24 protein-coding genes are annotated in these 25746 nt (G+C 65.7%); 9 read left to right on the top strand and 15 right to left on the bottom strand.

The window, feature by feature from the left end; all coding sequences use genetic code 11:
- Positions 1–46 precede the first annotated feature (46 nt).
- Entirely contained in the window at positions 47–1216 is a 1170-nt protein-coding gene (locus OXM58_15425; protein ID MDE0149761.1) for a Xaa-Pro peptidase family protein, read from the bottom strand.
- A complete protein-coding gene (locus OXM58_15420; GenBank protein ID MDE0149760.1) occupies positions 1206–2399 on the bottom strand; it encodes a diaminopropionate ammonia-lyase in 1194 nt (397 codons plus the stop codon). The genes OXM58_15425 and OXM58_15420 overlap by 11 nt, the downstream gene beginning before the upstream one ends.
- Positions 2400–2685: 286 nt before the next feature.
- On the opposite strand from OXM58_15420, the gene OXM58_15415 reads away from it, so the two are divergent.
- The gene (locus OXM58_15415; protein ID MDE0149759.1) at positions 2686–3930 is read left to right on the top strand and encodes an FAD-binding oxidoreductase; all 1245 of its coding nucleotides are present in this window, start codon (positions 2686–2688) and stop codon (positions 3928–3930) included.
- Between the two features lie 126 nt (positions 3931–4056).
- On the opposite strand, the gene mltG is transcribed toward OXM58_15415, so the two are convergent.
- The 3 genes from mltG to OXM58_15400 all read right to left on the bottom strand — a co-directional run bounded on the left by mltG (position 4057) and on the right by OXM58_15400 (position 6782).
- Positions 4057–5052 carry an endolytic transglycosylase MltG gene (mltG, locus tag OXM58_15410; protein ID MDE0149758.1) on the bottom strand — a complete coding sequence of 332 codons (996 nt, stop codon included), beginning with the start codon at positions 5050–5052 and terminating at the stop codon, positions 4057–4059.
- 42 nt (positions 5053–5094) lie between these two features.
- Positions 5095–6384 (bottom strand): beta-ketoacyl-ACP synthase II, encoded by a 1290-nt coding sequence (fabF, locus tag OXM58_15405; GenBank protein ID MDE0149757.1) that lies wholly within the window; start codon positions 6382–6384, stop codon positions 5095–5097.
- A gap of 161 nt (positions 6385–6545) precedes the next feature.
- Positions 6546–6782, bottom strand: a complete 237-nt coding sequence (locus OXM58_15400; GenBank protein ID MDE0149756.1) for an acyl carrier protein — start codon at positions 6780–6782, stop codon at positions 6546–6548.
- 608 nt (positions 6783–7390) lie between these two features.
- On the opposite strand from OXM58_15400, the gene OXM58_15395 reads away from it, so the two are divergent.
- The gene (locus tag OXM58_15395; GenBank protein ID MDE0149755.1) at positions 7391–8542 is read left to right on the top strand and encodes a PQQ-dependent sugar dehydrogenase; all 1152 of its coding nucleotides are present in this window, start codon (positions 7391–7393) and stop codon (positions 8540–8542) included.
- Between the two features lie 31 nt (positions 8543–8573).
- Here OXM58_15395 and OXM58_15390 read toward each other — a convergent pair whose 3' ends face one another.
- Positions 8574–9248 carry a MarR family winged helix-turn-helix transcriptional regulator gene (locus OXM58_15390; GenBank protein MDE0149754.1) on the bottom strand — a complete coding sequence of 225 codons (675 nt, stop codon included), beginning with the start codon at positions 9246–9248 and terminating at the stop codon, positions 8574–8576.
- A 132-nt stretch (positions 9249–9380) separates the two neighbouring features.
- Here OXM58_15390 and OXM58_15385 point away from each other — a divergent pair, with 132 nt between their 5' ends.
- The 4 genes from OXM58_15385 to OXM58_15370 all read left to right on the top strand — a co-directional run bounded on the left by OXM58_15385 (position 9381) and on the right by OXM58_15370 (position 12530).
- Complete coding sequence (locus OXM58_15385) at positions 9381–10265, top strand: RNA polymerase factor sigma-32 (protein MDE0149753.1); 885 nt, start codon at positions 9381–9383, stop codon at positions 10263–10265.
- 236 nt (positions 10266–10501) lie between these two features.
- On the top strand, positions 10502–11344 hold the full coding sequence (locus tag OXM58_15380) for a hypothetical protein (GenBank protein ID MDE0149752.1): 843 nt from the start codon (positions 10502–10504) through the stop codon (positions 11342–11344).
- Between the two features lie 9 nt (positions 11345–11353).
- Complete coding sequence (locus OXM58_15375) at positions 11354–11995, top strand: class I SAM-dependent methyltransferase (protein MDE0149751.1); 642 nt, start codon at positions 11354–11356, stop codon at positions 11993–11995.
- Between the two features lies 1 nt (position 11996).
- Positions 11997–12530: a DUF4189 domain-containing protein gene (locus OXM58_15370; GenBank protein ID MDE0149750.1), complete on the top strand. Its 534-nt coding sequence runs from the start codon at positions 11997–11999 to the stop codon at positions 12528–12530.
- A gap of 92 nt (positions 12531–12622) precedes the next feature.
- Here OXM58_15370 and OXM58_15365 read toward each other — a convergent pair whose 3' ends face one another.
- The 8 genes from OXM58_15365 to OXM58_15330 form a co-directional block, all read right to left on the bottom strand.
- Positions 12623–12826, bottom strand: coding sequence for a cold-shock protein (locus OXM58_15365; GenBank protein ID MDE0149749.1), 204 nt, complete (start codon positions 12824–12826; stop codon positions 12623–12625).
- 312 nt (positions 12827–13138) lie between these two features.
- On the bottom strand, positions 13139–14458 hold the full coding sequence (gene pcaB, locus OXM58_15360) for a 3-carboxy-cis,cis-muconate cycloisomerase (GenBank protein MDE0149748.1): 1320 nt from the start codon (positions 14456–14458) through the stop codon (positions 13139–13141).
- 24 nt (positions 14459–14482) lie between these two features.
- Complete coding sequence (gene pcaG / locus OXM58_15355; GenBank protein ID MDE0149747.1) at positions 14483–15088, bottom strand: protocatechuate 3,4-dioxygenase subunit alpha; 606 nt, start codon at positions 15086–15088, stop codon at positions 14483–14485.
- Between the two features lie 11 nt (positions 15089–15099).
- Positions 15100–15810: a protocatechuate 3,4-dioxygenase subunit beta gene (pcaH, locus tag OXM58_15350; GenBank protein ID MDE0149746.1), complete on the bottom strand. Its 711-nt coding sequence runs from the start codon at positions 15808–15810 to the stop codon at positions 15100–15102.
- Positions 15810–16211 carry a 4-carboxymuconolactone decarboxylase gene (gene pcaC, locus OXM58_15345; protein MDE0149745.1) on the bottom strand — a complete coding sequence of 134 codons (402 nt, stop codon included), beginning with the start codon at positions 16209–16211 and terminating at the stop codon, positions 15810–15812. The genes pcaH and pcaC overlap by 1 nt, the downstream gene beginning before the upstream one ends.
- Positions 16204–17028: a 3-oxoadipate enol-lactonase gene (gene pcaD, locus OXM58_15340; protein MDE0149744.1), complete on the bottom strand. Its 825-nt coding sequence runs from the start codon at positions 17026–17028 to the stop codon at positions 16204–16206. Before pcaD ends, pcaC begins: the two co-directional genes overlap by 8 nt.
- Positions 17029–17168: 140 nt before the next feature.
- Positions 17169–21209 carry an ATP-binding protein gene (locus OXM58_15335; GenBank protein MDE0149743.1) on the bottom strand — a complete coding sequence of 1347 codons (4041 nt, stop codon included), beginning with the start codon at positions 21207–21209 and terminating at the stop codon, positions 17169–17171.
- 111 nt (positions 21210–21320) lie between these two features.
- Positions 21321–21503 (bottom strand): hypothetical protein, encoded by a 183-nt coding sequence (locus tag OXM58_15330; GenBank protein MDE0149742.1) that lies wholly within the window; start codon positions 21501–21503, stop codon positions 21321–21323.
- Positions 21504–21556: 53 nt separating this feature from the next.
- Between OXM58_15330 and pncA the strand changes: the two genes are divergently transcribed.
- Both pncA and OXM58_15320 read left to right on the top strand, forming a co-directional pair.
- Positions 21557–22195: a bifunctional nicotinamidase/pyrazinamidase gene (gene pncA / locus OXM58_15325; protein ID MDE0149741.1), complete on the top strand. Its 639-nt coding sequence runs from the start codon at positions 21557–21559 to the stop codon at positions 22193–22195.
- An 8-nt stretch (positions 22196–22203) separates the two neighbouring features.
- Positions 22204–23433: an acyl-CoA dehydrogenase family protein gene (locus tag OXM58_15320; GenBank protein MDE0149740.1), complete on the top strand. Its 1230-nt coding sequence runs from the start codon at positions 22204–22206 to the stop codon at positions 23431–23433.
- Between the two features lie 215 nt (positions 23434–23648).
- Here the strand turns inward: OXM58_15320 and OXM58_15315 are convergent, their stop codons facing one another.
- The gene (locus tag OXM58_15315; protein ID MDE0149739.1) at positions 23649–24917 is read right to left on the bottom strand and encodes an alpha/beta fold hydrolase; all 1269 of its coding nucleotides are present in this window, start codon (positions 24915–24917) and stop codon (positions 23649–23651) included.
- A gap of 93 nt (positions 24918–25010) precedes the next feature.
- On the opposite strand from OXM58_15315, the gene OXM58_15310 reads away from it, so the two are divergent.
- Positions 25011–25643, top strand: coding sequence for an NUDIX domain-containing protein (locus tag OXM58_15310; protein MDE0149738.1), 633 nt, complete (start codon positions 25011–25013; stop codon positions 25641–25643).
- Positions 25644–25746 lie beyond the last annotated feature (103 nt).

Here is a 25746-nt window from a genome sequence, read left to right as displayed (position 1 = left end):
CAGGAACCGCGATTGCCGTTGCCTGCCGCAGGTCTTTCGGACGGGTTCAGATAACGGGCAATTCGGGTGCGGCGCGAACGGTAAGCAATTCTGCGCCTCCGGACCGCACGACGACGTTTTCCTCGTGCACCATCATGAGCCCGTCGCCGTAGCCGAGCGAAGGCTCCAGAGTAAGCACCATGTTTTCCTCTATCGCGGTATCGTCGAACGCGGCGTGGGAGGGCCATTCGGTCAGTTGCATTCCCAGGCCGTGTCCGAGACGCCCGACATCCCCGGCCCCGTCGTCCATTTCGGCGATCACCGACCGCATGGCGTTGTAGATATCGCGACAGGTCCGGCCCGGCCGGACGGTCTCGATCCCGGCTTCCGTTGCACGCCACAAGGTGTCATAGGCGCGGCGCGACAGGTCATCGCTTCGGCCGATGGCAAAATTCCGGTCGAAGTCGCAGTAATAGCCGTCCCACGTCGATCCGGTATCCAGCATCAGGATATCGCCGGTCCGGAGCGGACATCGGGACGGCGGGGAAATGATGTCCCGATAACCGCCCTGCCCGGCCGAACCGACCAGGTACGGCACATCGTCGGCCCCGAGCGCAAGCGCTTTGCGCTTGAAGGACCGGAAGACTTCCGCCAGTTCACGCCCGTTTCGGGCGAAGTCGGGAACACTTGCAAAGGTGGCCGACCCGATGGCGCAAACATGCGCGAGCTTCTCGATTTCTGCAGGCGACTTCACCATGCGCAGAGCGCGGACGATCCCGGTCGCGTCGACGATCTCAAGCCCGGGAAGGGCTGCGATCAGCCGCTCCCAATCGCCCAGCGGCATCCTGAGCGATGTTTCAGGCCCCTTCGGCACCCCGATCCGCTCCTTTCCCGAGGCCAGGGGACACAGCAGATCGAGCAGCAGGCCAATGCCGTCGTCTTCGGGATTCGGGGCGCTCCAGGTCCGGATATCCTCTATCCAGGTTTTCCGCATCAGGATCGCGCCGATTTCCGGGACGATGGCGATCGGTTTGCCCTTCGCGGGCACGAACAGGAACCATGGCCGTGTCGGGCTTTGCCAGAACTGCGTCTGGAATCCGCTGAAGTAGCGGATCTCCGCTTCGGTCGTCAGCAACAGCCCTCCCAGTCCCTGCCCGGCCATCAACACCTGTGCCTTGCCGGTGCGGCCTGCGAATTCGCTTTCCGGGAAACCGCGTTCGGGCGCCTCAGTCTCCATCCCGCTCCCCCATCATCCTGTCGAATACTGCCCGGTCGGTGACGCCTTCCGTACCGATCAGCAGCACTCGCGAGCACCCGTCCAGTCCCAGCTTCTCTGAGAAATCAGGGTCCTGCCTCGCGACGATCAGCGCGGCGAGTCCGGCGACTGCGCTTTCGCCGGCCTCCACCATCGGATCGCCTGCGAAGGGTTTCGCCAGGAGACGAACGGCCGGAGCGACGACCGAATCCGGAATCGTCAGGAAGTCCGAAGCCTCTTCGGCCAGAATCTCCCAGGCAAGCGCGGACGGTTCGCCGCAGGACAGGCCCGCCATGACTGTTTCCCTGGCAATCGCAACGGAGGTCGCCCTGCCGGCGCGGGCGCTTTCGAACAGGCAGGCGGCCAATGCCGGCTCCACGATTATCGACCGGGGCGCACGATCGCCCCAGTGCTGGCGTAGCGCCGCGATAACGCCGGCAGCAAACCCGCCAACGCCGCCCTGAAGGAACATGTGGGTCGGCGCCTCGTCGAGCGCATCGCAAATCTCCTGAGCCATCACGCCATAGCCTGACATTACGTCCCGCGGCGGCCCGGAATAGCCGGACCAGGACGTATCCGAGACGACAAACCAGCCGTTTTTGGCGGCCTCCTGTCTGGCCAGCGCCACCGATGCGTCGTAGTCGCCCCTTATGCGGATTACGTCGGCTCCGAAATCGCGTATCGCTGCAGCCCGGCCTTCGCTCACCCCCGCATGGATGTAGATTCGGCAGGACGCGCCGAAGCGTCGGCAACCCCAGGCCAGGGCCCTGCCATGATTGCCGTCGGTGGCCGCGACCAGCTTCATTCCTGCGCATTCGGTCGCGTATTTCCCGGCCCGGATGTCCGAAAGGGTCACGTCACGGCCGGTCCTGGAGGAGATTTCGCGCTGCAGAAGACGTTGGGCCGCGTAGGCCCCGCCCAGGGCCTTGAAACTGCCCAGCCCGAAACGGGGTCCTTCATCCTTGTAGATGACTGCGCTTACCCCGAGTCGCCCCGCGAGTTCGGGAAACCGGACCAGGGGTGTCGGCAAGTAGCCTTCCCACCCGGCGATCTCCGCCCGGGCCATCGCGAAATCCCGTGCTGTCAGGACCCGCCGGGCGGTATCGCCACCGCACATCCTCGAGGCGATGTGCCCGAGGCCGGCGGTCGGAAAGGATTCGAACATCGGATTGCCCGTTACAAAGCGAGGCGATCGCAAACAACTCCGCCTATAACTCGATAAACCCCGGCGGCATACGGCGAATTCCCGTCCGAATGGCGGACGCATGGGACATCGGACTGCCCCGCCCGAACCCCGGACGGCCGAAAATACTGGCCCGCCGACGGACGATCCCGTATGCGTCGCCGGGATCGCCGCCGCCACGAGGCCGCATTCCCGGTTCCGAACACCGCCCCCTGACCTGCCTGCCGTGACCTGCCTGCCGTGACCTGCCTGCCGTGACCTGCCTGCTATGACCTACGCGCCGCCCGCCAGCGCCCTGCCGGCCGAAGCGCCGCCGCAGCGCCGGTACGACGTCGTGATCGTCGGCGGCGCGATGTATGGCTCGTCGATCGCCTGGTGGCTCGTGCGCAACCCGGATTTCGACGGTTCCGTCCTCGTCGTGGAGCGCAACCCGACTTACGAGTTTACATCAACGGCGCATACCAACTCCTGCATGCGGCAGCAGTTTTCCAGCGCGGCAAACATCCGCGTTTCCCAGTTTGCGGCCGAGTTCGTGAAGAATTTCCGCCACTGGATGGACGACGATCCGCGGGTGCCCGACGTCGCTATCGTCAGTACCGGCTATCTGTATCTGGCCGACAACGAGAGCTTCGCGGCGGCGCTGCGCGAGGCGCAAAAGATCCAGGCGGCCAGCGGCGCCGGCACCCGGCACATGACCCGGGCGGAGATCGCCGCCGAATACCCGTTCTACAATCTCGACGACATCGTCGCCGCCAACCACAACCCGGTCGACGAAGGGTTCTTCGAGGGTGCGACCCTGTTCGAATGGTGGCGGCGCACTGCGCGCGAACGCGGCGCGGACTATGTCGCCAACGAGGTCGTCGCCATGACGCTGAACCCGGCCGGCACGGCGGTCGACAGCGTGACGCTGAAATCCGGCGAGGAGATCGCCTGCGGCACGGTGGTCAACGCCTCAGGACCGCGGGCGGCGCGGACTGCCCGCATGGCCGGGATCGCAGACCTGCCGGTCGAGCCGCGCAAGCGCTACAGCTACGTCTTCGCCGCGGAAAAGCCCGTCGACCGGCCGATGCCGCTGACCATCAACCCGTCCGGCGTGCATGTCCGCTCGGACGGCGCCAACTATCTCGCCGGCTGCGCGCCGGACCCCGACGCCGATCCGCCGGTCGATCCGGACGACTTCGTCCAGGACCATTCCCTGTGGGAACGCAAGGTCTGGCCGGCGCTGATGGCCCGGATCCCGCAGTTCGACGCGCTGCGGCTGCTCAACTCATGGGCCGGCCACTACGCGTACAACACCTTCGACCACAACGCGATTCTCGGGCCGCACACCGAGGTCGCCAATTTCATCTTCGCCAACGGCTTTACCGGCCACGGCTTCCAGCAGTCGCCGGCGATGGGCCGGGGCACGGCGGAATGGATCCTCTACGGCGAATTCCGCGCCCTCGACCTCGGCCCCTTCCTCTACCGCCGCATTCCCGAAGGCCGCCCGTTCGTCGAAAGCGCGGTGATCTAGGGCGCAGCATCGGCCCGGCGCCGTAGGGGAGGGTTTGAAACCCTCCCCTACAGAGACCCTGCGCGACATCCGGTTTCGGCGATATCCTCCCGCCGTGCCGGCGGGCCGGAAACCGGCGCCCGCCGCCTACCGCTTGCCCTCGCGCTCCAGCTTGCGGCGGATCTGGCGCCATTTGCGCAGCGCCCGGCGGTGCTGCCGGTAGGTCTTCGAGAAGACATGGCCGCCGGTGCCGTCGGCGACGAAGTAGAGCTCGTCATGGGCCATCGGCCGGACCGCGGCCTCGATCGCCTTGCGGCCAGGATTGGCGATCGGCGTCGGCGGCAGGCCGAAATGGACATAGGTGTTCCACCGATGCGGCGTCTTCAGGTCCTTGCGCAGCAGCCGGCGGCCGAGCGACGTCTTGCCCCCGGTCAGGCCGTAGATCACCGTCGGGTCGGTCTCCAGCCTCATGCCCCGGCGCAGCCGGTTGACAAAGACGCCGGCGATGCGCGCCCGCTCGCCCGGCTTGCCGGTCTCCTTCTCCACGATCGACGCCAGGACCAGGGCTTCGCCCTTCCAGCGCAGCGGCAGGTTCGGGGCACGCTCCGCCCAGGCCCGGTCCAGCGCCTCGGTCATCGCCGCCTGCATGCGCAGGACGATCGCGTCGCGCGCCTCGCCCCTGGCGAACAGGTAGGTGTCCGGCATCAGGGCGCCTTCGGCGGGCTTCAGCGTGATCGGGCCGGTCAGGTCCGCCGTCCGGCGGATGCGCTCCAAAGTCTGCCAGGTCGTCAGGCCTTCGGGAATCGTCAGGCGGCGCAGCACCGTCCGCCCGGCGATGACGATGCCCAGCGCCACGCGCTGGCTGACCCGGGGCGGAAAGCGGTATTCGCCCGCCTTGATCCGCCGGTCGGCGCCAAGGATCTGCGCCCAGATCCGGAACAGGGCAGGGTCGCGGATCACGCCGGCCTGCGTCATCTCGCGGATCACATGGTCCAGGCCGACGCCCTTCGGCACGTCGATGGACGCCGCCGCCGGCAGCGGACCGTCGCGCGTGAAGGCATGGAAGGCGTAGCCGACCGCCGCCGCCGCCAGAAGGATCGACAGCGCGAGGATGGCAACAGCCCATTTCAGGTAGCGCTCCATGCCTTCCCGCCTGGCGGCTGTTCGCTCCCGGGACCTCCGAAACTAGGGTGCGGCGGCGAAGAGCAGGGACGCGTTGGTGCCGCCGAAGCCGAAGGAGTTCGACAGGGCGTGGCGGATCGGCCGCTCCTTCGCCTCATGGGCCGCCAGGTCGATATCGCAGCCGTCGGACGGATTGTCGAGATTGAGCGTCGGCGGGGCCACCTGGTGCTTCAGGGCCAGGACGGAAAAGATCGCCTCGACGCTGCCGGCGGCGCCCAGCAGATGGCCGATCGCCGACTTGGTCGACGACATGGTCAGCGCGTAGGAATGGTCGCCGAACAGCCGCTTGACCGCGCCCAGCTCGATCTCGTCGCCGAGCGGCGTCGAGGTGCCGTGGGCGTTGACATAGTCGATATCGTCCAGGTTCAGCTTTGCCCGGCGCACGGCGTTGCGCATGGACCGGAAGCCGCCGTCGCCGTCCTCGGCCGGCGCCGTGATGTGATAGGCGTCGCCCGACAGGCCGTAGCCGACGATTTCGGCATGGATGTCGGCGCCGCGCCGCCGCGCATGCTCGTATTCCTCGAGGAGGACAATGCCGGCGCCCTCGCCCATCACAAAGCCGTCGCGGTCCCGGTCCCACGGCCGCGAGGCGCGCACGGGCTCGTCGTTGAAGCCGGTCGACATGGCCCGGGCGGCGCAGAACCCGGCCATGCCCAGGCGGCACACGGCGGCCTCGGTGCCGCCGGCGACCATCACGTCGGCGTCGTCGAGCATGATCAGCCGCGCCGCATCGCCGATTGCATGCGCCCCGGTCGAGCAGGCCGTGACCACGGAATGGTTCGGCCCCTTGAAGCCGTATTTGATCGAAACGTGGCCCGAGGCCTCGTTGATCAGCGCCGAGGGGATGAAAAAGGGCGAAATGCGCCGCGGTCCGCGCTCGTGCAGCACGATCGAACCGTCGTAGATCGTCTCGAGCCCGCCGATGCCCGAGCCGATGAGGACGCCGGCGCGGTCGCGGTCCTCCTCGGTCTCGGCGGTCCATCCGGCATCGGCGATCGCCTGTTCCGCCGCTGCGATGGCGTAGACGATAAAATTGTCGATCTTTCTGAGGTCCTTGCGCGGAATCGTGTCTTCGGCGGCGAAGGGCGTCACATAGTCCGGGCCGCTGCCCGGCGCCTCGCCGAGGTCCGGGCGCGGCACCTGGCCGGCGACCCGGCACGGCAGGTCGGACACGTCGAAGCGCGTGACCGCCCGGATGCCGGAGCGGCCGCTGACGAGATTGTCCCAAGTCTCCGCGACCGTCACGCCGAGCGGCGTGGTCAGGCCGATGCCGGTGACGACGACGCGCCTCATTTACCGAATCTCCCGGAACGGCAGGCCCGGTCGGAACACGTAAACGCGCCCGGCGCCGGAGCGGCGGGAGCGGGATTTTTCCGAAGTTTGACGGGCATCCGCCGGGCCCCTTCGGCGCATCGGGGGGCGGCGCAGGGTTTCATTTCCGGATCGGGCCCGGATCAGGACTTCATTTCGGCAATGAAGTCGATGGCGTCCTTGACGGTCGTGATCTTCTCGGCGGCATCGTCGGGAATTTCGATGTCGAACTCTTCTTCGAACGCCATGACGAGTTCGACCGTGTCGAGGCTGTCCGCGCCGAGATCGTCGATGAAGCTTGCATCCTCGGACACCTTGGCCTCGTCGACGCCCAGATGTTCGACAACGATACTCTTCACGCGATCCGCAACGTCGCTCATGGGACTCTTTCCTTGAAACGTTTCCGATTGCCCGGTGCCGGGCGGAACCTGTGCAACGGGCGCCCGGACCGGAAGGCTCCGACATGCGCGCCCGGAAATGCGCGTTGGGGCAACCGCCCGCCACGCGCCTTTTGACGCGGAAATTGCAGCCGTTCCGAACCGGCGGCCGACCAGCCATCCGGCTCGTTCCGGCAATCCGTTATCACAGTCCGTTATCACAGGGCGGCGGCGTTGACCAGCGGCCCCATGATGCGGCGCCGGGGGCTTGCAGGGCGGCCGGCTCGCGTGCCGGAATCGAAATCGATCCAAAATCCATGTGACAATAAGTCCATGCCAAAAAAAATATTTGTATGTGGCAAAAATCACACAATTTCGCCGAAATTCTGCTACAAAGGGTGGCCAGACACATTGCATATGACCTCCGTCATCTCCCCCAACAGTGTGTCTGACACCGAAGACTCGGGGCCCCGCCGGAACGCCGGCGGGGCTTTTTCTTGCCCGAACCGCCGCGATTCTCCGCCGAACCGGCGGCCGAGACACTGCCGGTCCTTGGCGCCGGGACCGCAATACCCATATCCGTTTTCGAGACCCGCCTCCGGATTTCCCGCATGAGCCGTCCGATCCGAACCGCCTCCCGCCTGCTGCTCGCCGCCCTGGCCGCGCCGTTCCTCGCCTTACCGTTTCTGGGGGCCGCACCGGCGCTGGCCCAATCCTTCGACTCCAGCGTGGGCCCGCTCAGGGTCGTGACCGTCGCCCGCGGCCTGGAGCATCCCTGGTCGCTGGCCTTCCTGCCCTCCGGCCGGATGCTGGTCACCGAACGGCCCGGGCGGCTGCGCATCGTCACGCGCAACGGCGGGCTCGGGGCGCCGGTCCGCGGCGTGCCCCGGGTCGTGGCGCGCGGCCAGGGCGGACTGCTCGACGTCGTGACCGATACGGATTTCGCCCGCAACCGGACGATCTTCCTCTCCTATTCCGAACCGGGCGCCGGCGGCGCCGGGACCGCCGTGGCGCGCGCCCGGCTCGACGGCAACCGGCTCGCCGATCTGAAAGTCATCTTCCGCATGGTGCCGAAATCGGGCGGCGGCCGGCATTTCGGCTCGCGCATCGTCATCGCGCGTGACGGCACCCTCTTCGTCACCCTGGGCGAGCGCGGCGAACGGCGGCGCACCCAGGACACCAGCATCCACCGCGGCCAGGTGATCCGCATCGGCAAGGACGGATCGGTCCCGCGGGACAATCCCTTCGTCGGCCGCACGGGGTTCCGCCCGGAGATCTGGTCCTACGGCCATCGCAATCCGCAGGGCGCGGCGCTCCATCCGGCGACCGGCCGGCTCTGGATTCACGAGCATGGCGCGCGCGGCGGCGACGAGGTGAACGTGCCGGAGCCCGGCCGCAACTACGGCTGGCCGGTCATCGCCTACGGCCGCCACTACTGGGGCACCAGGATCGGCGAGGGCACCCACAAGCCCGGGCTCGAACAGCCGGTCCACTACTGGGACCCGTCGATCGCGCCGTCCGGCCTCGCTTTCGTCACCGGCCCGGTGTTCGAGTCGTGGCGCGGCGACATGCTGGTCGGCGCGCTCAGCTTCCGGATGCTAGTCCGGCTCCGTTTCGACGGCACGCGCCTGGTGCGCGAGGAACGGCTTCTCGAAGAACTCGACGAACGGATCCGCGATGTCCGGATCGGCCCGCGCGGCTATATCTGGCTGCTGACGGACAGCGACGACGGCCGGGTGCTCCGGCTGGAGCCGGCGCGCTGAGAACACGTCGGCCAGGCGCATTGCAGGCCGGCTACGGCGCAGCCGGCTCGCTGTAGTTCACGCAGATTTTCGTGCTGTCCGCAACGGAAAGCGGATCGCCCGTCAGGCCGCAGCGGTGAACGTCCGGTGCGAAGCTGTTGCGGCAGAAATGCGTGCAATCGGTGCATACGCCGTAATCGAGACCGCCGCTCTTGGCCTGAAGGCAATCGACGACGCGGTCCAGGAACCGGCTGGCCTCGTCCAGCTCGTCGCCGAGCGCGCCGGCAACCGATGCGACGCAATGCAGCGGATCGTTCTCCAGCGCCGCATTGCCTTCGCCGGTCAGTTCGAGCAGGACCGCCCGCCTGTCGCGGCCGTTGGTTGCGCGGCCGATCATCCCCTTGGCTTCAAGCGCCTTGATGGTCTGCGACATCGTCCCGCGCGTGGTGCCGAGATAATCGCTGATTGCCGTGGGTGTGCGCGAATAGCGGTTGGCGCGCCCGAGATAGCGCAGAACCGCCCATTGCGCCGGGTTGAGGCCGTCGGAGAATTGCAGGCAATGGACCGCCCGGCCGAGCCGGTCGACCAGGCTCGTCATGCGGTCGACGGATGGATCGCCGCCGGGTTTGCCGTCGCCGTCCGTACAAGGATCGCAGCCGTTGGCGGCGCCTCCGTTGGAGGCCGGCGCAGATCGGTGGGAAGCCTGGGCAGACGGCATGCCGGTCATGGGTCCGAAACTAGGAACCGGCAATTCAATGTCGAGTCGATAATTTTGGGCTTGTAATTTTATTGCGCATAATATATTGTCGAGTCGAAATCACCTGAAAACCCGGGAAATGGGAAAGGTTGCGGTAGCCCCATGGCTTACGCAGACTCTGCGGCAACGGAACGGAGCAATCGGCGCTATATCTCGGCGGCGATGGATGCGCCCGTTCTGGAGCGGGAATACGAAGTGGAGCTCGCCCGGCGCTGGAACGACGAGCGCGACGAGCGGGCCATGCACGAGATCGTCGAGGCGCACGCCCGCCTCGTCGTGCGGATCGCCGCCGGCTTCCGGTCCAGCGGCCTGCCGATGGCCGACCTCATGCAGGAAGGCAATATCGGCCTGATGGAGGCGGTCGAGCGCTTTGACCACGAGCGCGAGGTGCGCTTCTCGACCTATGCCTCCTGGTGGATCGTCGCGTCGATCCAGAACTACATCCTGCGCAATTCCTCGATAGTGCGCGCGGCGACGACGCCGAAGCAGCGCCGGCTGTTCTTCAACCTGCGCCGGCTGCGCGCCCAGCTCAGCACCGGCTTCGACGGCCAGTTGACGACCGACGAGAGGCAGATCATCGCCGACAAGCTGGACGTCACGGTGGCCGACGTCGAGCGGATGGAACTGCACCTCACCCGCCCGGACCAGTCGCTCAACGCGGTGATCGGCCTGGAGGATGACGGCGCCCAGTTCCAGGATCTGCTCGAGGACACCGGCCCCGGCCCGGAAGAGCTCGCCGCCAACGCCAGCGGCCGGCGCACGCGGAAGAGGTGGCTGGAAAGCGCGCTCGACAAGCTGACGCCGCGCGAGCGGCGCATCATCGTCCGCCGCTTTCTCGAAGAGGACAAGAGCACCCTTGCCGAGATCGGCGTCGAGTTCGGCGTGAGCAAGGAACGGATCCGCCAGATCGAGAGCCGGGCGCTGCAGAAGATGCACGCCTCGCTGGCCCAGATGGGCGGCTCGCCGAAAGACCTGTTCGACAGCTGAACGCCAGTCCCGCCCTGCCGGCTGCCGCACGGCGCCCGGCGGGGCGGGCGCTGTCGCCGGCCTTGCGGCGGCGGTGCGCCCCGTTCCGCCTCCCCTCCCCCTTCCACCATTGACACATAACCTCGTAGGTCACCGGTAAACGCGCGGGATTGACGGGACGGCGCAAATACCCGATCTTGTTGCCTGCCTTAAGGCTATCGCTATATCTTGATGGCCTGCGTATTCGGAGAATGGAAATGAGACGATTCAAGCGCGTCGCGCCGGTCCTCGCACTGGTAATCGCCGGCGGTCTGCTGAGCGCCTGCGACAACAAGGAGGCGCTGGACAAGCTGGCCAGCAAGATCGAGGCGACGAAGGGCGAGATCGCCGCGGCCACCAAGGGCCTGGGAGACCGGCTCAAGACGGGCATGGCGAACCTCGACGCCAAGATCGCTGCCGCCACGGGCAAGGCGGACAAGGCAGCCACTGCGGCTGCGGCCAACGCCGCCGCGGCCGCCGCCAATGCCGGCAGGGCGGGCGCGCTCGACGATGCCACGAAGGCGCTCGGCACCGGGCTCGACGAGGTCAAGGCCCAGCTCGGCGCTTCGAGCAAGGCCCTTGGCGCCTCGGTCGACAAGGTATCGGCCGAGGTCGGCGCGCTCACGGCGGCGGTCAAGTCGCTGGGCGCGGCGGTCGAAAAGAACGAGGCCGGGGTCGGCGCGGTCGATGGCGCCGCCAAATCCCTGGCCGCCGCCGTCGGGAAGGTCGAAGCCCAGGTCGCAGCGGTCGGAAAGGCGACGAATTCCCTGAATGCGGCGCTCGAAAAGATCCAGGCCCAGGTCGGCAGCGTCGGCGACAGCGCCATGGCCGAAGCGAAGAAAGCAGCGGCGCAGCGGCAGGCGCGGGCGAAGAGCGTCGACGATGCCCTGAAGACGATGGCCGGCCAGCTGGCCGAGGCCGAGAACCGCGCCGCCCAGGCGGCCCGGGACGCTGCGGCCGGTGCGGCGCAATCCGCCGCCGATCTGAAACAGCAGATCGACGCGCTGGCGGCGCGCCTCGCCGCGGCCGAAGACAAGCTGAAGGCGCCGGCGCAGAACTAGGATCGGGCCATGCCCGCTTCCGGCCGGGCGGCGGCTGAAACCCGCCCGGACTGGCCGGGCTACTATGCGGCCACCGCCGATCGTCCGCCGCGCCGGACAACGCTGACGGCGCTCGCCGCACGCCGCGGCGGGTCCGGCCCGGATTCCGCGCTCGCGGTCGACCTCGGCTGCGGCGGCGGCCGCGATACCGCTGCGCTGCTGGACGCCGGGCTCACGGTGCTGGCCCTCGACAAGGCGCCGGAGGCGGGCGCGGCGCTGCAGGCCCGTTTTCCGGCGGCCTGGAGCCGGGGGCAACTGACCTTTCGCCGGGCCGATCTGTCGGCCGCGGACCTGGGTCTGCCGCCGTCCGGCCTCGTCAACGCCAGCTTCTGCCTGCCGCTGTGCCCGCCGGACCGCTTCGATGGCCTGTGGGTGCAGATTGCGCGGGCCGTCGTCCCCGGCGGGCTGTTCGCCGGCCATCTCTACGGTCCGAACGACAGCTGGGCGCGGCGCGGCGACGGCCTGACGATCCACGCCCGCAGCGATGTCGACGCGCGGTTCGCCGGCTGGGACGTGCTGCTGATCGACGAAGAGGAGACCGATTCGATCACGCCCAGGGGCGAGGCCAAGCACTGGCATGTTTTCCACATCGTCGCCCGCAAGCCGGCCTGACATGCGTCCGGCGCCGATCCGAAACGAGCGCGACGGCCGGGCCATGTGGCGCCTCGTCCTGCCGCTCGCTTTCCTGATGGGCCTGGTGGGCGTCGCCGCCGCGGAACCGGCTCTCGCAAAATGCCGGAAGGGCGGATGCTGGGGCGCCGTCGCGTTCAGCCGGCTGACCGGATACTGGGTCTATTCGATGAACCACCCGGACAGGATCTCGGCGCGCAGCCGCGCATGGCTGATGTGCGAGAAGCGCTGTACGAACGTCGTGACGGTGAAGAACGGCTGCCTGGCCCTGTTCGTGACGCCGAAGGGCCGCTACGCCATCGCGGACGGCCCGACGGCGGACAAGGCGACCGCCGCGTCCCGCCGGAATTGCCGGGCCAAACACGCCAAATGCCTGTTCCGCATCGCCCGGTGCACGGCGGATTTCGAGGAACTGAAACGCCGGGCCATCGAAAAAGACCGCAAACAGGACGAACGGCGCCCGCTCGTCGCACCCAAAAAACCGCCGCCCGCGCAGGTCGAAGAACTGAAGCTCTAGCGCAATTCCGAAACGAAATCGCCCGCTGGCTTTCACCGGCGGGCGATGGCTGTAACGCCGCTCCGGTTTCCCGGAACGGCAAGGCTGAAAATTCAGGCCTGCTGCAGGTTTACGGCTTTCGGGCCGCGCGTGTCCTGCTGGGTTTCGAACTGGATCTTTTGCCCTTCCGAAAGCTGGCCGAGGCCGGCGCGCTCCACGGCGGTGATGTGGACGAACACGTCCTTGCCGCCGCCGTCGGGCTGGATGAAGCCGTAGCCTTTGGTGGTGTTGAAGAACTTCACGGTACCGGTTTGCATTCTTGCGTACTCACTTCGTTGTTGTGGCGGCCGGACGTGCCGGCCGCCGGATCCGCCGCTGCGGCGGAACGATCCCTTCCATAGGCCCGGTCGGTTCAGGTTTGTGACCGGACGGGCCGTCGAAGGGCAGGAACGACTCGGTCAATCTTCCGGAAGGCCTTCGAACGGAACGATACGGGTGGCCGGAATGCACGCCCGAACCGTCGGTAAAAAAGTCGACCAGCAGGCTGTCGTATGCCGTCGGCCCGGAAATGGGATGCTTTTCCGCCGAGGGCAAGCACCTTTTCTCCCCGCCGTGCATCGGCGGCGTGCTTACGATCCCGCGAAAATCCGGTCGATCGCCACACCGTCGGCCTTCAGGCAGTTCGCCGGATCGCGCAGCCCGTCCCAGTCGCAGGGCGCATCGGTCGTGCGCCGGAGCAGGTCGATCAGGTGTTCGCCGCTGTCCGCCGCCTCCCGGCACGCCGCCTTGACGAGGGCCTGGGCCTCGGCGCGCGGCATGTGGGCGGAGAGCGCATAGCTGGCCGCTTCCGCGAGCAGCAGCCCGTTCGACGCCTCCAGGTTGGCGCGCATCCGTTCGGGCCGGACGACCAGCCGGTCGAGCATGGTGTCGGCGGTGCGCAGCGCGCCGCCCGTCGCGGCCAGCATGGGCGGCAGGAGCATCCACTCCGCGGTCCAGCCCGGCCCGCCGCGTTCGTGTTCCTGGGGCGCGGCCTGGAAAACGCCCGCCAGTTGCGTTGCAGTGTAAGCCGCCAGCGTCATCAGGGTTTCCGCGGCGATCGGGTTGGCCTTCTGCGGCAGGGTGCTCGAGCCGCCGCCGGCGCTGTCGGCCAGTTCGCCGACCTCGGTCATCGCCATCAGGGACACGTCGCGGCCGATCTTGCCCAGGCTGCCGGCGACGAGGGCGAGCCAGGACGCCAGTTCGCCGATGCCGTCGCGCGCGACATGGCTGTTCGCCGGCGCCGGCGCGAGGCCGAGTTCGTCCGCCAGCGCGTCGGCGACGGCGAACCCGTCCGGACCGAGCGCCGAGAGATTGCCCGCCGCGCCGCCGAACTGGACCTGGAGGACCCGCGGGCGCATCTGTTCGAGCCGCGCGCGATGCGCGATCAGCGGCTGCGCCCAGCGCGCCGCCTTGAGGCCGAAGCTGATCGGCAGGGCCTGCTGCGACCGGGTCCGGCCGGCCATCGGGGTCGCCCGGTGGGCGTCGGTAAGCTCTTTCAGTTTCGCGACGATGCTCGCGAGCCGCCGGTCGGCGATCTCCAGCACCGCCCGGGCCTGGAGCAGGAAGCCGGTGTCGATAATGTCCTGGCTGGTCGCGCCCCAATGGACGTAAGTCGCCGCCTCGCCGCCGACATGGCGGCGCAGTTGCGCGACGAATTCCACGGTCGGGACGCCGGTGACGGCGGCATCGGCGCCGATGGCATCGAAATCGGCGCTGAAGTCTTCGAGAGCCTCGCAGATCCGCGCGGCCGCGTCCGGCGGAATGATCCCGAGCCGCCCCTGCACCGCCGCCAGCGCCGCCTCGACCCGCACCATGGCCGTCAGGGCCGCCGCGTCGGTGAGCGCGGCGTTGACCGCCGGGTCCGAAAGCAGCGGCCCGATCAGGCGCGAGGCAAAGGGGCCGACCGTCACGGAACCGGGCAGCGCGGCGGCGCGTCAGACATCGAAGAACACCGTCTCGCCGTCGCCCTGGAGGCGGATGACGAAGCGGTAGACGGTCCGGCCACGGCTCTGCGCCCGTTCGGCGATCAGCGTCGGCCGGCGCGCGGCGTCGACCGCGCCGAGCACCGGATCGGCCGAGTTCGCCTCGGCTTCGTCGGAGAAGTAGAGCCTTGTATAGGCGTGGGAGAGCATGCCGCGGGCAAACACGCAGACGACGATGTGCGGCGCCTGCCAGGCATTGCCCAGGCCGGGCACCGGGCCGGGCTTGACCGTGTGGAACCGGAACGCGCCGTCCCTGTCCGTGCCCGTGCGGCCGAAGCCGAGGAAGCTGTCGTCGAGCGGCGCGTCCGCCCGGTCGTCCTCGGCGTGGCGGTAGCGGCCGGCGGCGTTGGCCTGCCAGATTTCGACCATGGAATCGGGCACCGGGTCGCCCTCCCCGTCCAGCACCCGGCCTTCGACGACGATATGCTCGCCGGCCGTATCCTCCGTCGCCAGCACGTTGGCCGTGTAGCCGGTATAGCGGATGCCGTCGGCAAGCTCCGGCGTCAGGCCGTAGAGGAAGAAGGGGCCGACGGTCTGGGATGCGGTCTGCTTTGCCATGCGGTGTTGCCCTACCCTTCCATCGGAGTCGCGTCGCGGCCGCGCAGGACGATGTCCCATTCGTAGCCGAGCGCCCATTCCGGCCGGGTGACCTCCATCGAGAAGTCCGCGACCAGGGCCTGCATCGCCTCCGGGCTCGGCGAGCCGTTGAAGATCGGGTCGAATTCGAGCAGCGGGTCGCCGGGAAAATACATCTGGGAGACCAGCCGGGTCGCAAAGCCGGGCCCGAACAGGGAGAAGTGGATATGGGCCGGCCGCCAGGCGTTATGGTGGTTGCCCCAGGGATAGGCGCCGGGCCTGACGGTGACGAAGCGGTAGCGCCCGTCGGCGTCGGTCACGGTGCGGCCGGCGCCGATGAAGTTCGGATCGAGCGGCGCATCGTGCTGGTCGACCTCGTGGATGTAGCGCCCGGCGGCGTTGGACTGCCAGATCTCGACCATCGTGTCCGGCACCGCCCGGCCGTTCTCGTCGAGCACCCGGCCGGTGACGATGATGCGCTCGCCCATCGGCTCGCCGTTGACCCGGGCGTTGACCGTCAGGTCGGCCTCGCCCTCCGGCGCAGCTTCGCGCCCGAAGGACGGCCCGGTCACTTCGGACAGGGTGTGCGGGATCGGCACGAGCGGTTGCTTCGGCGCGCGGAATTCGGTCGACGCGTAGGCCGGGTAGTCGTAGGCGGGATGCACGTCCCAGTCGCGGGCGCGGTAGGGCGCGGGATCGGCCATCATCGGTCTCCCTCTTCTTCTGCCATCTCGGCGAGCGTCCGCTTGGCGACGGCGAAGGCCCGGTTGGCCGCCGGCACGCCGGCATAGACGGCGACATGCATCAGCGCCTCGCGGATGTCTTCCGGCGTCGCGCCGGTGTTGCGGGTCGCGCGGACATGCATCGCCAGCTCCTCGTGATGGCCGAGCGCGCCGAGCAGCGCGAGGGTGAGCAGGCTGCGCGTCCGCCGGTCGAGCTGCGGATCGCTCCAGACGTCGCCCCAGGCGCGCGCGGTGATGTGGCGCTGGAAGCCGGCGTCGAACGGCGTGGCGCCGGCCGAGGCGCGGTCGACATGGGCGTCGCCGAGCACGGCGCGGCGGGTCGCCATGCCCTTTTCGAAAGCGTCGCCGCCCGGTTCAGCCACCGCCATGCTCCTGCATATAGCCGGCGATCGCATCGGCCAGGGCCGCCGGCTGCTCGATGCAGGGCAGATGGCCGGATTGCGGGATTTCCAGATAGCGCGCGCCGGGAATGGCGCCGGCCAGTTCCCTGTTCATGGCCGGTGTGGTCGCGCCGTCCTCGGCGCCGCAGATCACCAGGGTCGGTACGTCGATCTTCGCGCAATGGCTGCGCAGGTCGCCGTCCTTGAGCGCGTGGGAGACCCCGGCGTAGCCGGCCGCCGGCGTGTGGACCAGCATGGTGCGCCAGCCGGCGAAGGCGACCGGGTCCGTCTTCGGGAACCCGTCGGAGAACCAGCGTTGCAGAATGGCTTCGGCCATGCCCGCAATGCCGTCCGGGCCGAGGGCGTTGTCGATCCGCGCCTGCCACATGGCGTCGTCGCCGATCTTCGCCGCCGTGTCGCACAGGATCAGCGCCCGGACCTTGCCCGGATGGGCCTTGTGGAGCTGCTGCGCCGTCACCCCGCCGACCGAAAGCCCGCAGATCGTGGCGCGGTCGAAGCCGGCGGCGTTCATGACCCCGGCGAGGTCGTCGCCCAGCCGCTCGATGGCATAGCCCCCCTCGGGGCAGGATGTCAGCCCGTGGCCGCGGGTATCGTAGCGCAGGATGCGGTAGCGGCCGGACAGGCGGGCGGTCACGGCGTCCCAGGTCCGGAAGTCGGTGCCGAGCGAGTTGGAAAACACCAGCTTGGGCCCGTCGGCCGGCCCGTCGACCCGGTAATGGACGACGATGTCGTCGATTTTGGCGAACTGCAATCCGCCCGTCATGCCTTTACCTGTCATGCGTTTGCGGCCTCCCTACCTGCTTCCGTTTCCGGCGCCACCATAGCGGGATAGCCCCGGCCCCTTCAACTCGGCCCGCATGTCGCGGGTCAGTATACGATCAGACCGTTGGAAATCCGTCGGCCTCCTAAGGGCCGGGTTCAATTACCCCTCAGAAAACCGTGAACTCGCCAAAGCCGCTCAAGGCAGTGTATTCTACCTCCACTTAGTAATTCGCTCTCGGCGATCGGAACGGCTTGCCCATTAAGACCTATATTCTCGTAAATGCGTACGCCGTTTCCAATCTCTTGTCCAAGACGCTTAAGGTAGCCAAAACTCTCGCCATCACTACGTGCGGTAACGGCAACAATTCTCTCTTCAAGCTTATCCATCTCTGATCTCGAGATATTCCCAATTTCTTCTATGAGAACCAAATCACCATTTCGAATTACAGGGTACGCGCTGTCCTCAACAATACGCGCTACCGCTAAGTTTCGAGTAAGTGTATCACTGGACTCTACAACTACAGCTTCATCACGACCCACAACTGTCCGCGTATCGTACAGCACACCTATAATTGGCATTGCGCGAGTTGCGGTTGTAGGAACTAACATTGAAGGAGGTACGTTCTCCGATCCAGAGAGGTCCGAGACAAGTAGAGTCCGGGAAAGATCTTTGCGGTCTCGGTGAATGCGCCGCGCAAATGCCTTTCCTTGATACAACGCAATGGCAGTCTCTCCCTCTTCAGCTTCCCTTTCTAGTGAAACAATTGCAATCTGGCCCGGAAGTGCTAAAGTACCGAATGTAGAGCCGCGAATCACATATAATGCAATGTCGCCTAGAGAGCTTAATTGAAACTGCTCCTGATCTCTCTCGATTGCAAGAATATCGGAATTACTGCGCGCAGCCAATTCGCCGAGTACCGGAAGTTCCAAATTAGGCACAATCGCAGGCGCCGGGGCAACAGGTGCATCAGCGAGCATATGGCTGCGATCTTCGTTGGTCAATCGGCCAAGGAACCGCGCATAAGCGGCTGTACAGCTGCGTAGTATGCTATGAACACTTTCGTATTCTCTGTGAACGTCCGCCGCGTCTTGCGGCGTGATATTTACCAGTTGGTGATGGGCTTTGTTAATGATCTTGTAAAATATGTGTGAGTGGCGTAGCGCTTGGTGCGAGAGTAGCTTCTCAAACGGAGGCTCCTCGAACGGGCGTTCGCCCCCGTTGCGCGCATGGCGAAGCTGTCCCAGCAAATCTGCAAGCGTCGGAGAATGCAATACAAGCGGATCAGTTGCAAGAAGATTCCAAAGCCGATTCTCTATATCTACCCTGACGCATTCGACAAAATCTTGTGCTTTGGGAACATTGTTTTCGTCTTCTCGCCAACGGTCTCGTTTCTCGCGAATCTCTTCTACCGAGGGGCTAAGAGATGCTGTAAGTTTCGACGACGAAATTGGGTCGAGCCGTTGCGCCGTCCATGTCAGGCTATCTGACGCAGAAGAAGGCAGTTTATCTTGCACGGACGCAACGAAACGTACATCGTTTGAAGCAATCAGCGGGCGCATGCCGCGTTGTGGCATCTGTGGAAATACAGCTGCTAGATTTTCGCTGTTTATTGGATCGAAGTGTGTTTGTGGGTCGTCGAGCAGGAAGCTGCTGATACATCCCGAATGCTTACGAACGTGTTCCCAGAAGGCGAAGAGGAACGCCCAGATACAGGCCCGAAGGAGCGATGCATTCATTATTTGGTGTGCAGGTACCCGCATGTTGCCGATACCGGCACGCAGACCGAACTTACCGTCGTCGTCCGGTTCAAATCCCCCATAGGATGGTCCTCCCAGATAATGTGGTCGATAAATTTTGCCTAGCCAATTGCCTGTATCACGGTCAAGCATTTCGATGAGACCGGAAACGCGTTCGTAAACGAGTTCCGGAAATATCAGGTAGGGCTCGACCGCATCTGCGGCGCGACGTAATAGCGACAGTCGATACTCGTGCGTATTCCACTCCACTCGCACGGTTTCCAGATCTTCAATTTGCCGGATCAAAGAAATGATCGGCAGCGTATTTTGAGCGGCACGCCGTAAAGCCTTAATTTGTTCCCTACGCGGCGCTTGTTCCAGCTCCCTTTCCTTCTTGTCAAATTGCAGCGCTACATCTTCAGTCGATCGTTCGGCTACATCATCCGCAATCTTCACGGTACCGATATACTTGGACAAGAGCAATTTAAAAGCATCGCTAGCGTTTTCTCGATGCGCACGCATCATGAGAACACGGGCAATCGCAGTAACCCTTTTTTGCAACTTTCCTCCCGCCAGGAGGGTCGGCAAATTGCTTTCCACCGATCTAGGAACAACGGGCAGTTGGACCTCGCTAGTAACCAGTGCCCAAAGGGCACTTCCTTTTTCCTGCAATGGCCGTAGTCTACCTGAAAATGCCTCCTGTCCGAGCAGTTCTTCAACATAGCCCTTGTGGCATAAGGCTAGCAACGTACCAGGTAGTGCCATATCCGCATAACCGCGAACACTTACAGGAAGCGCATCCAAGAAAGCAGCCGATTCGTCTCGTTCCCATTCCTTAGAAGTTTTCGCAACGTCGCTATCAGTTCGACGACATTGGTCAAGCGCTGCTTTCACAGAGATATCAAGAAGGGCATCATCGGGGACGTTTTCGAGATCGGAGCCGCATATAGGACAGTTCGAGAAATCTTCATCCGGGTGACTTTCCCGATGCCACGATGCGACACGAGCATAGAGACGCCAGCGTACGGCCTGCCGCTCATCTTCCAGTCTACTGGAAAGCGCTTGGGCGCGACCACAAACATCTTGAATGGCATTCGCGGCAATGGCTGCGTCTTCGTCAGAAATTTGACCGATACCGGAAAGAGTACCTATGCTCGGTAACTGCTGTAGAGCTTTGCCACTGATCTGGACCGCCGCGTTGTCGAGTGCGCTGACCATCGAGTCGACTTCGCGCTGCGTCGAAAATTCAATCTTTTGTCCAAGAATTGTCTCTATATCATGAGACATAAGTAACTTCATTTCCTTCAACCGCGTCCGCGCCGCCGCTAGTGTCGACTGGCAATCGGCCATACTTTCGGAAGCGCTTTGATCTTCACTAACCTCGATCACTTCGCCAGGAAGCAGGATTTTCGGAAATTCTCCAAGGTCAGAATGCTCCTCCCAACCTTCTTTGAGCGTCTTATGTTGAATCTTGAATCGGTCGAATTTTTCGTCGCGCGCTTTTTCCTTTGCTTGTTTTTCCTTATCGCGGAGGCGGTTTAGCAGCCGTTCGGTACGGAGACCGAGTTCTTGCAACGGCTTGAGACCGGTGAGCTGTGAAACAGCTTGCGCAAGATCTGTTTTTTCGTCGAAACGCATGTGCGCGGCTACACCTGGCATAAGCGTTCCAGCTTCTATTGCGAGGGAAGGCAGACCGAGAAAATCGAGACCCTCGACCGGCACCGAAAATTTCTTTCCCGAGCGCTCTAGCCGGCGGGAGACACGGCACACCTCGCCGGAATTCTCTCGCCTAAAATCAAGCTGAACACGCGTATCGAGTTTGGGCATGTCGCCGAGCAACGAGAGGTCTTCGGCCGTTGGCACGGGAACAATAGGCGGTATTGCAATATCAGGATGCGCATCACCTCCTTCGTAGGTTTCTTCATCTTCAGTCGACCAATCAACGGGTATCGGTTGATGTACCTCGCGTGGCATGTGTTGAGAGCGGAGCGCCTTCCCAGTCAGGCACCAAACGATTGCGCTCAATAAGGCTGATTTCCCAGCGCCATTGAAGCCGCTTACCAGCGTAATCTCTTTGGTCAGATCAAAAATGAAATCCTCGGGGTCTTCGCCATTCGGTCCTATATGCCGATGCAATCCGCCGAATCGATGTATCGCGACCCGTTCAAGATGCCAGACTGGCTTTTCAGCCGCCGCAGCCTGTGGCTGAGCAATGGTCGTTGGTAGGTTATCTTCAAGCGCCTGAAGGAGGCTCTCGACTTCCGTAGACTGAACATTTTTCTTGCTAGGCCAAAGTTGACGATTGCGGTAATAGAATGCAAAGACCTTGCGCTTGTCGTCGGTGTCTAGACAAAAGTCTTCTTCCCTTGTCCGGTAAACCGGGGCTCCTGCCATCAGAAACTGAACGATTTCTTCTAGACTGTGGTCTTCCAAAAGGATTGGTTGAAACTGTTCTTCCATCGACATTGACTTACAGTTCCGCAAAGTAAGTATACATATACTCAACGCCTGCTCGACCAAAGGCCTCGACGTCGTGCAAGTCGCGCAGCTCATCGACAAACATCTGAAGGCTCACTCGTTTCGAGCCGCCGGGTTTTCCCATCGGGCGATGATGGCTCCAACCTTTTCAGTGCCGTCGCTGATGGAAGTCACTGGATTGCCTGCTTCGCTCATTGCGCGAACATAGCGGATGCGGCCCGCCGGGGAAGCCCCTGCTGCAATGCGCCCTCGCTTGGCCTTGAACAGTGCGGCCATCGGGCGGACAATGCAGATCGTTTCGCCGACCCATCTGGAGCAGAGAGCCGGCCATGAGCGATCCGGTGATCGACCGGCACAGCGATGCCCTGATCGTCGTCGACGTGCAGAAGGATTTCTGCCCGGGCGGCGCGCTCGCGGTCGACCGGGGCGATGCGATCGTGCCCGTCATCAACGCCCTGTCCGCCCGCTTCGCCCATGTCCTGCTGACCCAGGACTGGCATCCGCGCGACCACAAGAGCTTCGCCAGCAACCATCGCGGCGGCGCGCCCTTCGACACGGTGGAGATGCCCTACGGCGCCCAGACCCTGTGGCCCGACCACTGCGTCCAGGGCACCCGCGGCGCCGAGTTTCACGGCCATCTGGACGTCGCGCGGGCCGAGTTGATCATCCGCAAGGGTTTCCGAAGCGAAATAGACAGTTATTCGGCGTTCTTCGAGAATGACAGGAAGACACCGACGGGCCTGACCGGCTATCTGCGCGAGCGCGGCCTGAGCCGGCTGTTCTTCGCCGGCATCGCGACGGACGTCTGCGTCGCCTACTCGGCGCTCGACAGCCAAGCCCAGGGCTTCGATACCGTCGTCGTCGAGGACGCCTGCGCCGCCATCGACCGTGACGGTTCGCTCGACGCCGCCGTGAAACAGATGGCCATGCAGGGCGTCGCCCTGCTGCCCAGCGCCGCGATCCGGTAGGCCCCGACATGGATTTCTCGCTCTCCCGCGACCAGCTCGCGCTCCAGGCAAAGGCCCGCGAACTCGCCGAAGGCGTCTTCGCCGGCCGCGCTGCGGAGATCGACCGGACCGAAGCCTATCCGTGGAACAACGTCCGCGACATGACCGAGGCCGGCTTTTTCGGCATGACGATCCCCGAGGCCTATGGCGGCGGCGGGCGCAGCTACCTCGATACCGTGCTCGTCATCGAGGAGATGGCGAAGGTCTGCGGCCCGTCGGGCCGGATCGCCGTCGAGGCCAACATGGGCGCGATCGGCGCGATCATGGCCTATGGCAGCGAGGACCAGAAGAAGCTGGCCGCCGGCCTGGTGCTGGACGGCGACAAGCCGGCGATCTGCATCACCGAACCGGAGGCCGGCAGCGCGGCGACCGACATGACGACGCGGGCGGAGCTCAGGGGCAACCGCTATGTCGTCAACGGCATGAAGCACTGGATCACCGGCGGCGGCGTCTCGCGCCTGCACCTGATCTTCGCCCGGGTGTTCGACGCCGAAGGCGAGGACCAGGGCATCGGCGGCTTCATCGCGATCCGCGACGAGACGCCGGGCCTGCGCACCGGCCGGCGCGAACCGGCGATGGGCCTGCGCGGCATTCCCGAGACCGAGGTCCATTTCGAGGACATGGAGATCGCGCCGGACAGGATGGTGATCCCGCCGCGCGGCCTGCGCAAGGGCTTCGCCGACCTGATGAACGCCTACAACAGCCAGCGGGTCGGCGCCGGGACGGTCGCGCTCGGCCTCGCGGCCGGCGCCTATAACCGGGGGCTCGACTACGTCCAGCGCCGCGAACAGTTCGGCCGGCCGATCGCCGAGTTCCAGGGCCTGCAATGGATGCTCGCCGACATGAGCATCCGGCTCGACGCCGCCCGGCTCATGCTGTGGCGCGCCGCCGCCAGCGCGGAGACCAGCGGCACCGGCTTCCCGGACCCGACGGCCGCGGCCCAGTCCAAGGTCATGGCCGCCGACCTGGCGATCGAGGTCACCAACAACGCCCTGCAGCTGTGGGGCGCGGCCGGCTATTCGCGCAACAATCCGATGGAGCGCTACGTCCGCGACGCGCGCATGTTCGCCATCGCCGGCGGCACGGCGCAGATCCTGCGCACGCTGGTCGCCTCGCGCATCCTCGGCCGCAAGCTGCCCCAGACCCGCGACGGGTATCTGAGGCTCGCCGAAGCGGAAGCGAGGGAAGCCGCGGAGTAGTTCATTGCGCCGTGCCCCCGTCCCGCTGGCCGATATGATTCTCTACACCTCGCTGTCGCCCCGGACTTGATCCGGGGCCCAGAGTCGCCCGGCACGGCCCTACCCTACGGCCCTGGGCCCCGGATTAAATCCGGGGCGGCAAGATTGAGAATTCGTGAGCGTTCTCGATGTGCGGTCGTCACTCGCGTCCGCCAACCGATTTTTGCGCCCTGCCCCTACTCCGTCATCTGCCGGATTTCCGTCTCGATCAGGTTCCTGCGCTCGAGGGTCTGGTGGACCGGGCACTTGTCGGCGATTTCGCCCAGGCGGGCGCGCTGTTCTTCGTCGATATCGCCCCGGACCTCGATGGAGCGGCCGAGCCGGTCGATCTTGCCGGTCCGGGTCTCGCAGTCCGCGCAGTCTTTGGCGTGGATCTTGTCGTGGCGGACGCGGGTCGCGATCCGCTCGACCGGCCAGCCCTTGCGGTCGGCGTACATCCGGAGCGTCATGGTCGTGCAGGCGCCGAGCGCGGCGGCGAGATAGCCGTAGGGCGTCGGCCCGGTATCGGTGCCGCCGAAGGACTCCGGCTCGTCCGCCAGCAGGCGGTGCGCGCCGTTATCGACGATCTGGGCGAACTTGCCGGTCCCCGCCTCGTAGACGATCAGTTCGCCCGGTTCGGGCCGCAGGCGCCGCCGTTCCGCCGCCTCTGGCCTCGGCAGGTAGCGGGCCGCCCAGGACGCCAGCACGTCAGCGACATAGGCCGCGTCGGCGCGCCGGGTCAGCAGATGGTCGGCGTCGTCGAGCGATACGAAGCTCTTGGGATGCTTCGCGGCCTGGAAGATCGCGCCGGCATTCCCGATGCCGACGGTTGCATCGAGCGGCGCGTGGAACACGATCAGCGCCTTCTTCAGGGCAGCGATGCGCTCCGCCAGCCGCTGGCCCGCGATATCCTCCAGAAACTGCCGGCGGATCGTGAAGGTGCGGCCGGCCAGCCGGACCTCGGCCTCCCCGTCCGCCTCGATCCTCTCGATGTCCGCCCGGAAATTGTGCGCGACATGGGCCGGGTCGGCGGGCGCGCCGACCGTGGCGACCGCCCGGGCTTCGGGGATGTCCCCCGCCGCCGCCAGCACCGCCGCCCCGCCGAGGGAATGGCCGACCAGCAGGTCCGGCGCCCGCCGGTTGGCGCGCAGCCAGTCCGCCGCACGGACCAGGTCCTGCACGTTGGACGAGAAGTTGGTGTTGGCGAAATCGCCGCCGCTCGCGCCGAGGCCGGTGAAATCGAACCGGAGGACGGCGAACCCGCGTTCGGCGAGGCCGGCGCTGATCCGCGCGGCCGCGAAGACATCCTTCGAACAGGTGAAGCAGTGCGCGAACAGCGCATGGGCCCGCGGTTCGCCCTCCGGCAGGTCGAGCCGCGCCGCCAGCCTGGCGTTCTGCGAGCCTTCGAACTCGATCCGTTCGGTCCTGCCTGCACCGGTCCTGCCTGCCCCGGTTTCGTCCGTCATGGTCTGACACCTTGCGCCTTGCCGCTGCCGATAGACGGCATATGGTTGCCCGCCCGGCGATCGCCGCAGATTTTTCCCAAGCAGGGTTTCACATTGCTGTCAGGACGACACATCCGGCCCGGCCGGAAAGCCGAGCTGCTGGCGCGGGAAACCGGCTGGCACGGCTATTTCCGCCTCGACCTGCTGACCCTGCGCCATACCCGCCACGACGGCTCGATGAGCCCGGCGCTGGAGCGCGAGATGTTCGAGCGCGGCCATGCGGCGGGCGTGCTGCCCTACGATCCCGCGCGCGACGAGGTTCTCCTGATCGAGCAGTTCCGGCCCGGCCCGCTCGCCGCCGGCGACCCCGATCCGTGGCAGATCGAGATCGTCGCCGGCATGATCGACAAGGCGGGCGAGAGCGCGGAAGACGTGGTGCGGCGCGAGGCGACTGAGGAAGCCGGGATCGAAATCGGCGCACTCGAACCGATCGCCGACATCTACACGACCCCCGGCGCGTGCACCGAGCGGATCGCCCTGTTCTGCGGCCGCTGCGACCTCGCCGGCGCGGGCGGCATCTTCGGCCTTGCCGGCGAGGACGAGGACATCCGCGCCTTTCCGTGCAGCATGGACGAGATTCGCGCAGCGCTGGACGGCCGCGCGATCCGCAACGCCATCACCGTCGTCGCCCTGCAATGGCTGTGCCTGAACCGCGCGCGCCTGCGCGCGGCGTGGCTGGACCGCTAGCGCGATCCGGGCGCAGTGCCCTCGCGCCCGTGGCCTCTCCGTTCCGGCGGCCGTAGGGGAGGGTTTGAAACCCTCCCCTACAAAATAGGCCGAGTGCCGTTGC

It is taken from the genome of Rhodospirillaceae bacterium, from assembly GCA_028819475.1.
Classification (GTDB): Bacteria; Pseudomonadota; Alphaproteobacteria; order Bin65; family Bin65; genus Bin65.
This window is presented reverse-complemented; position numbering and strand designations above follow the sequence as displayed.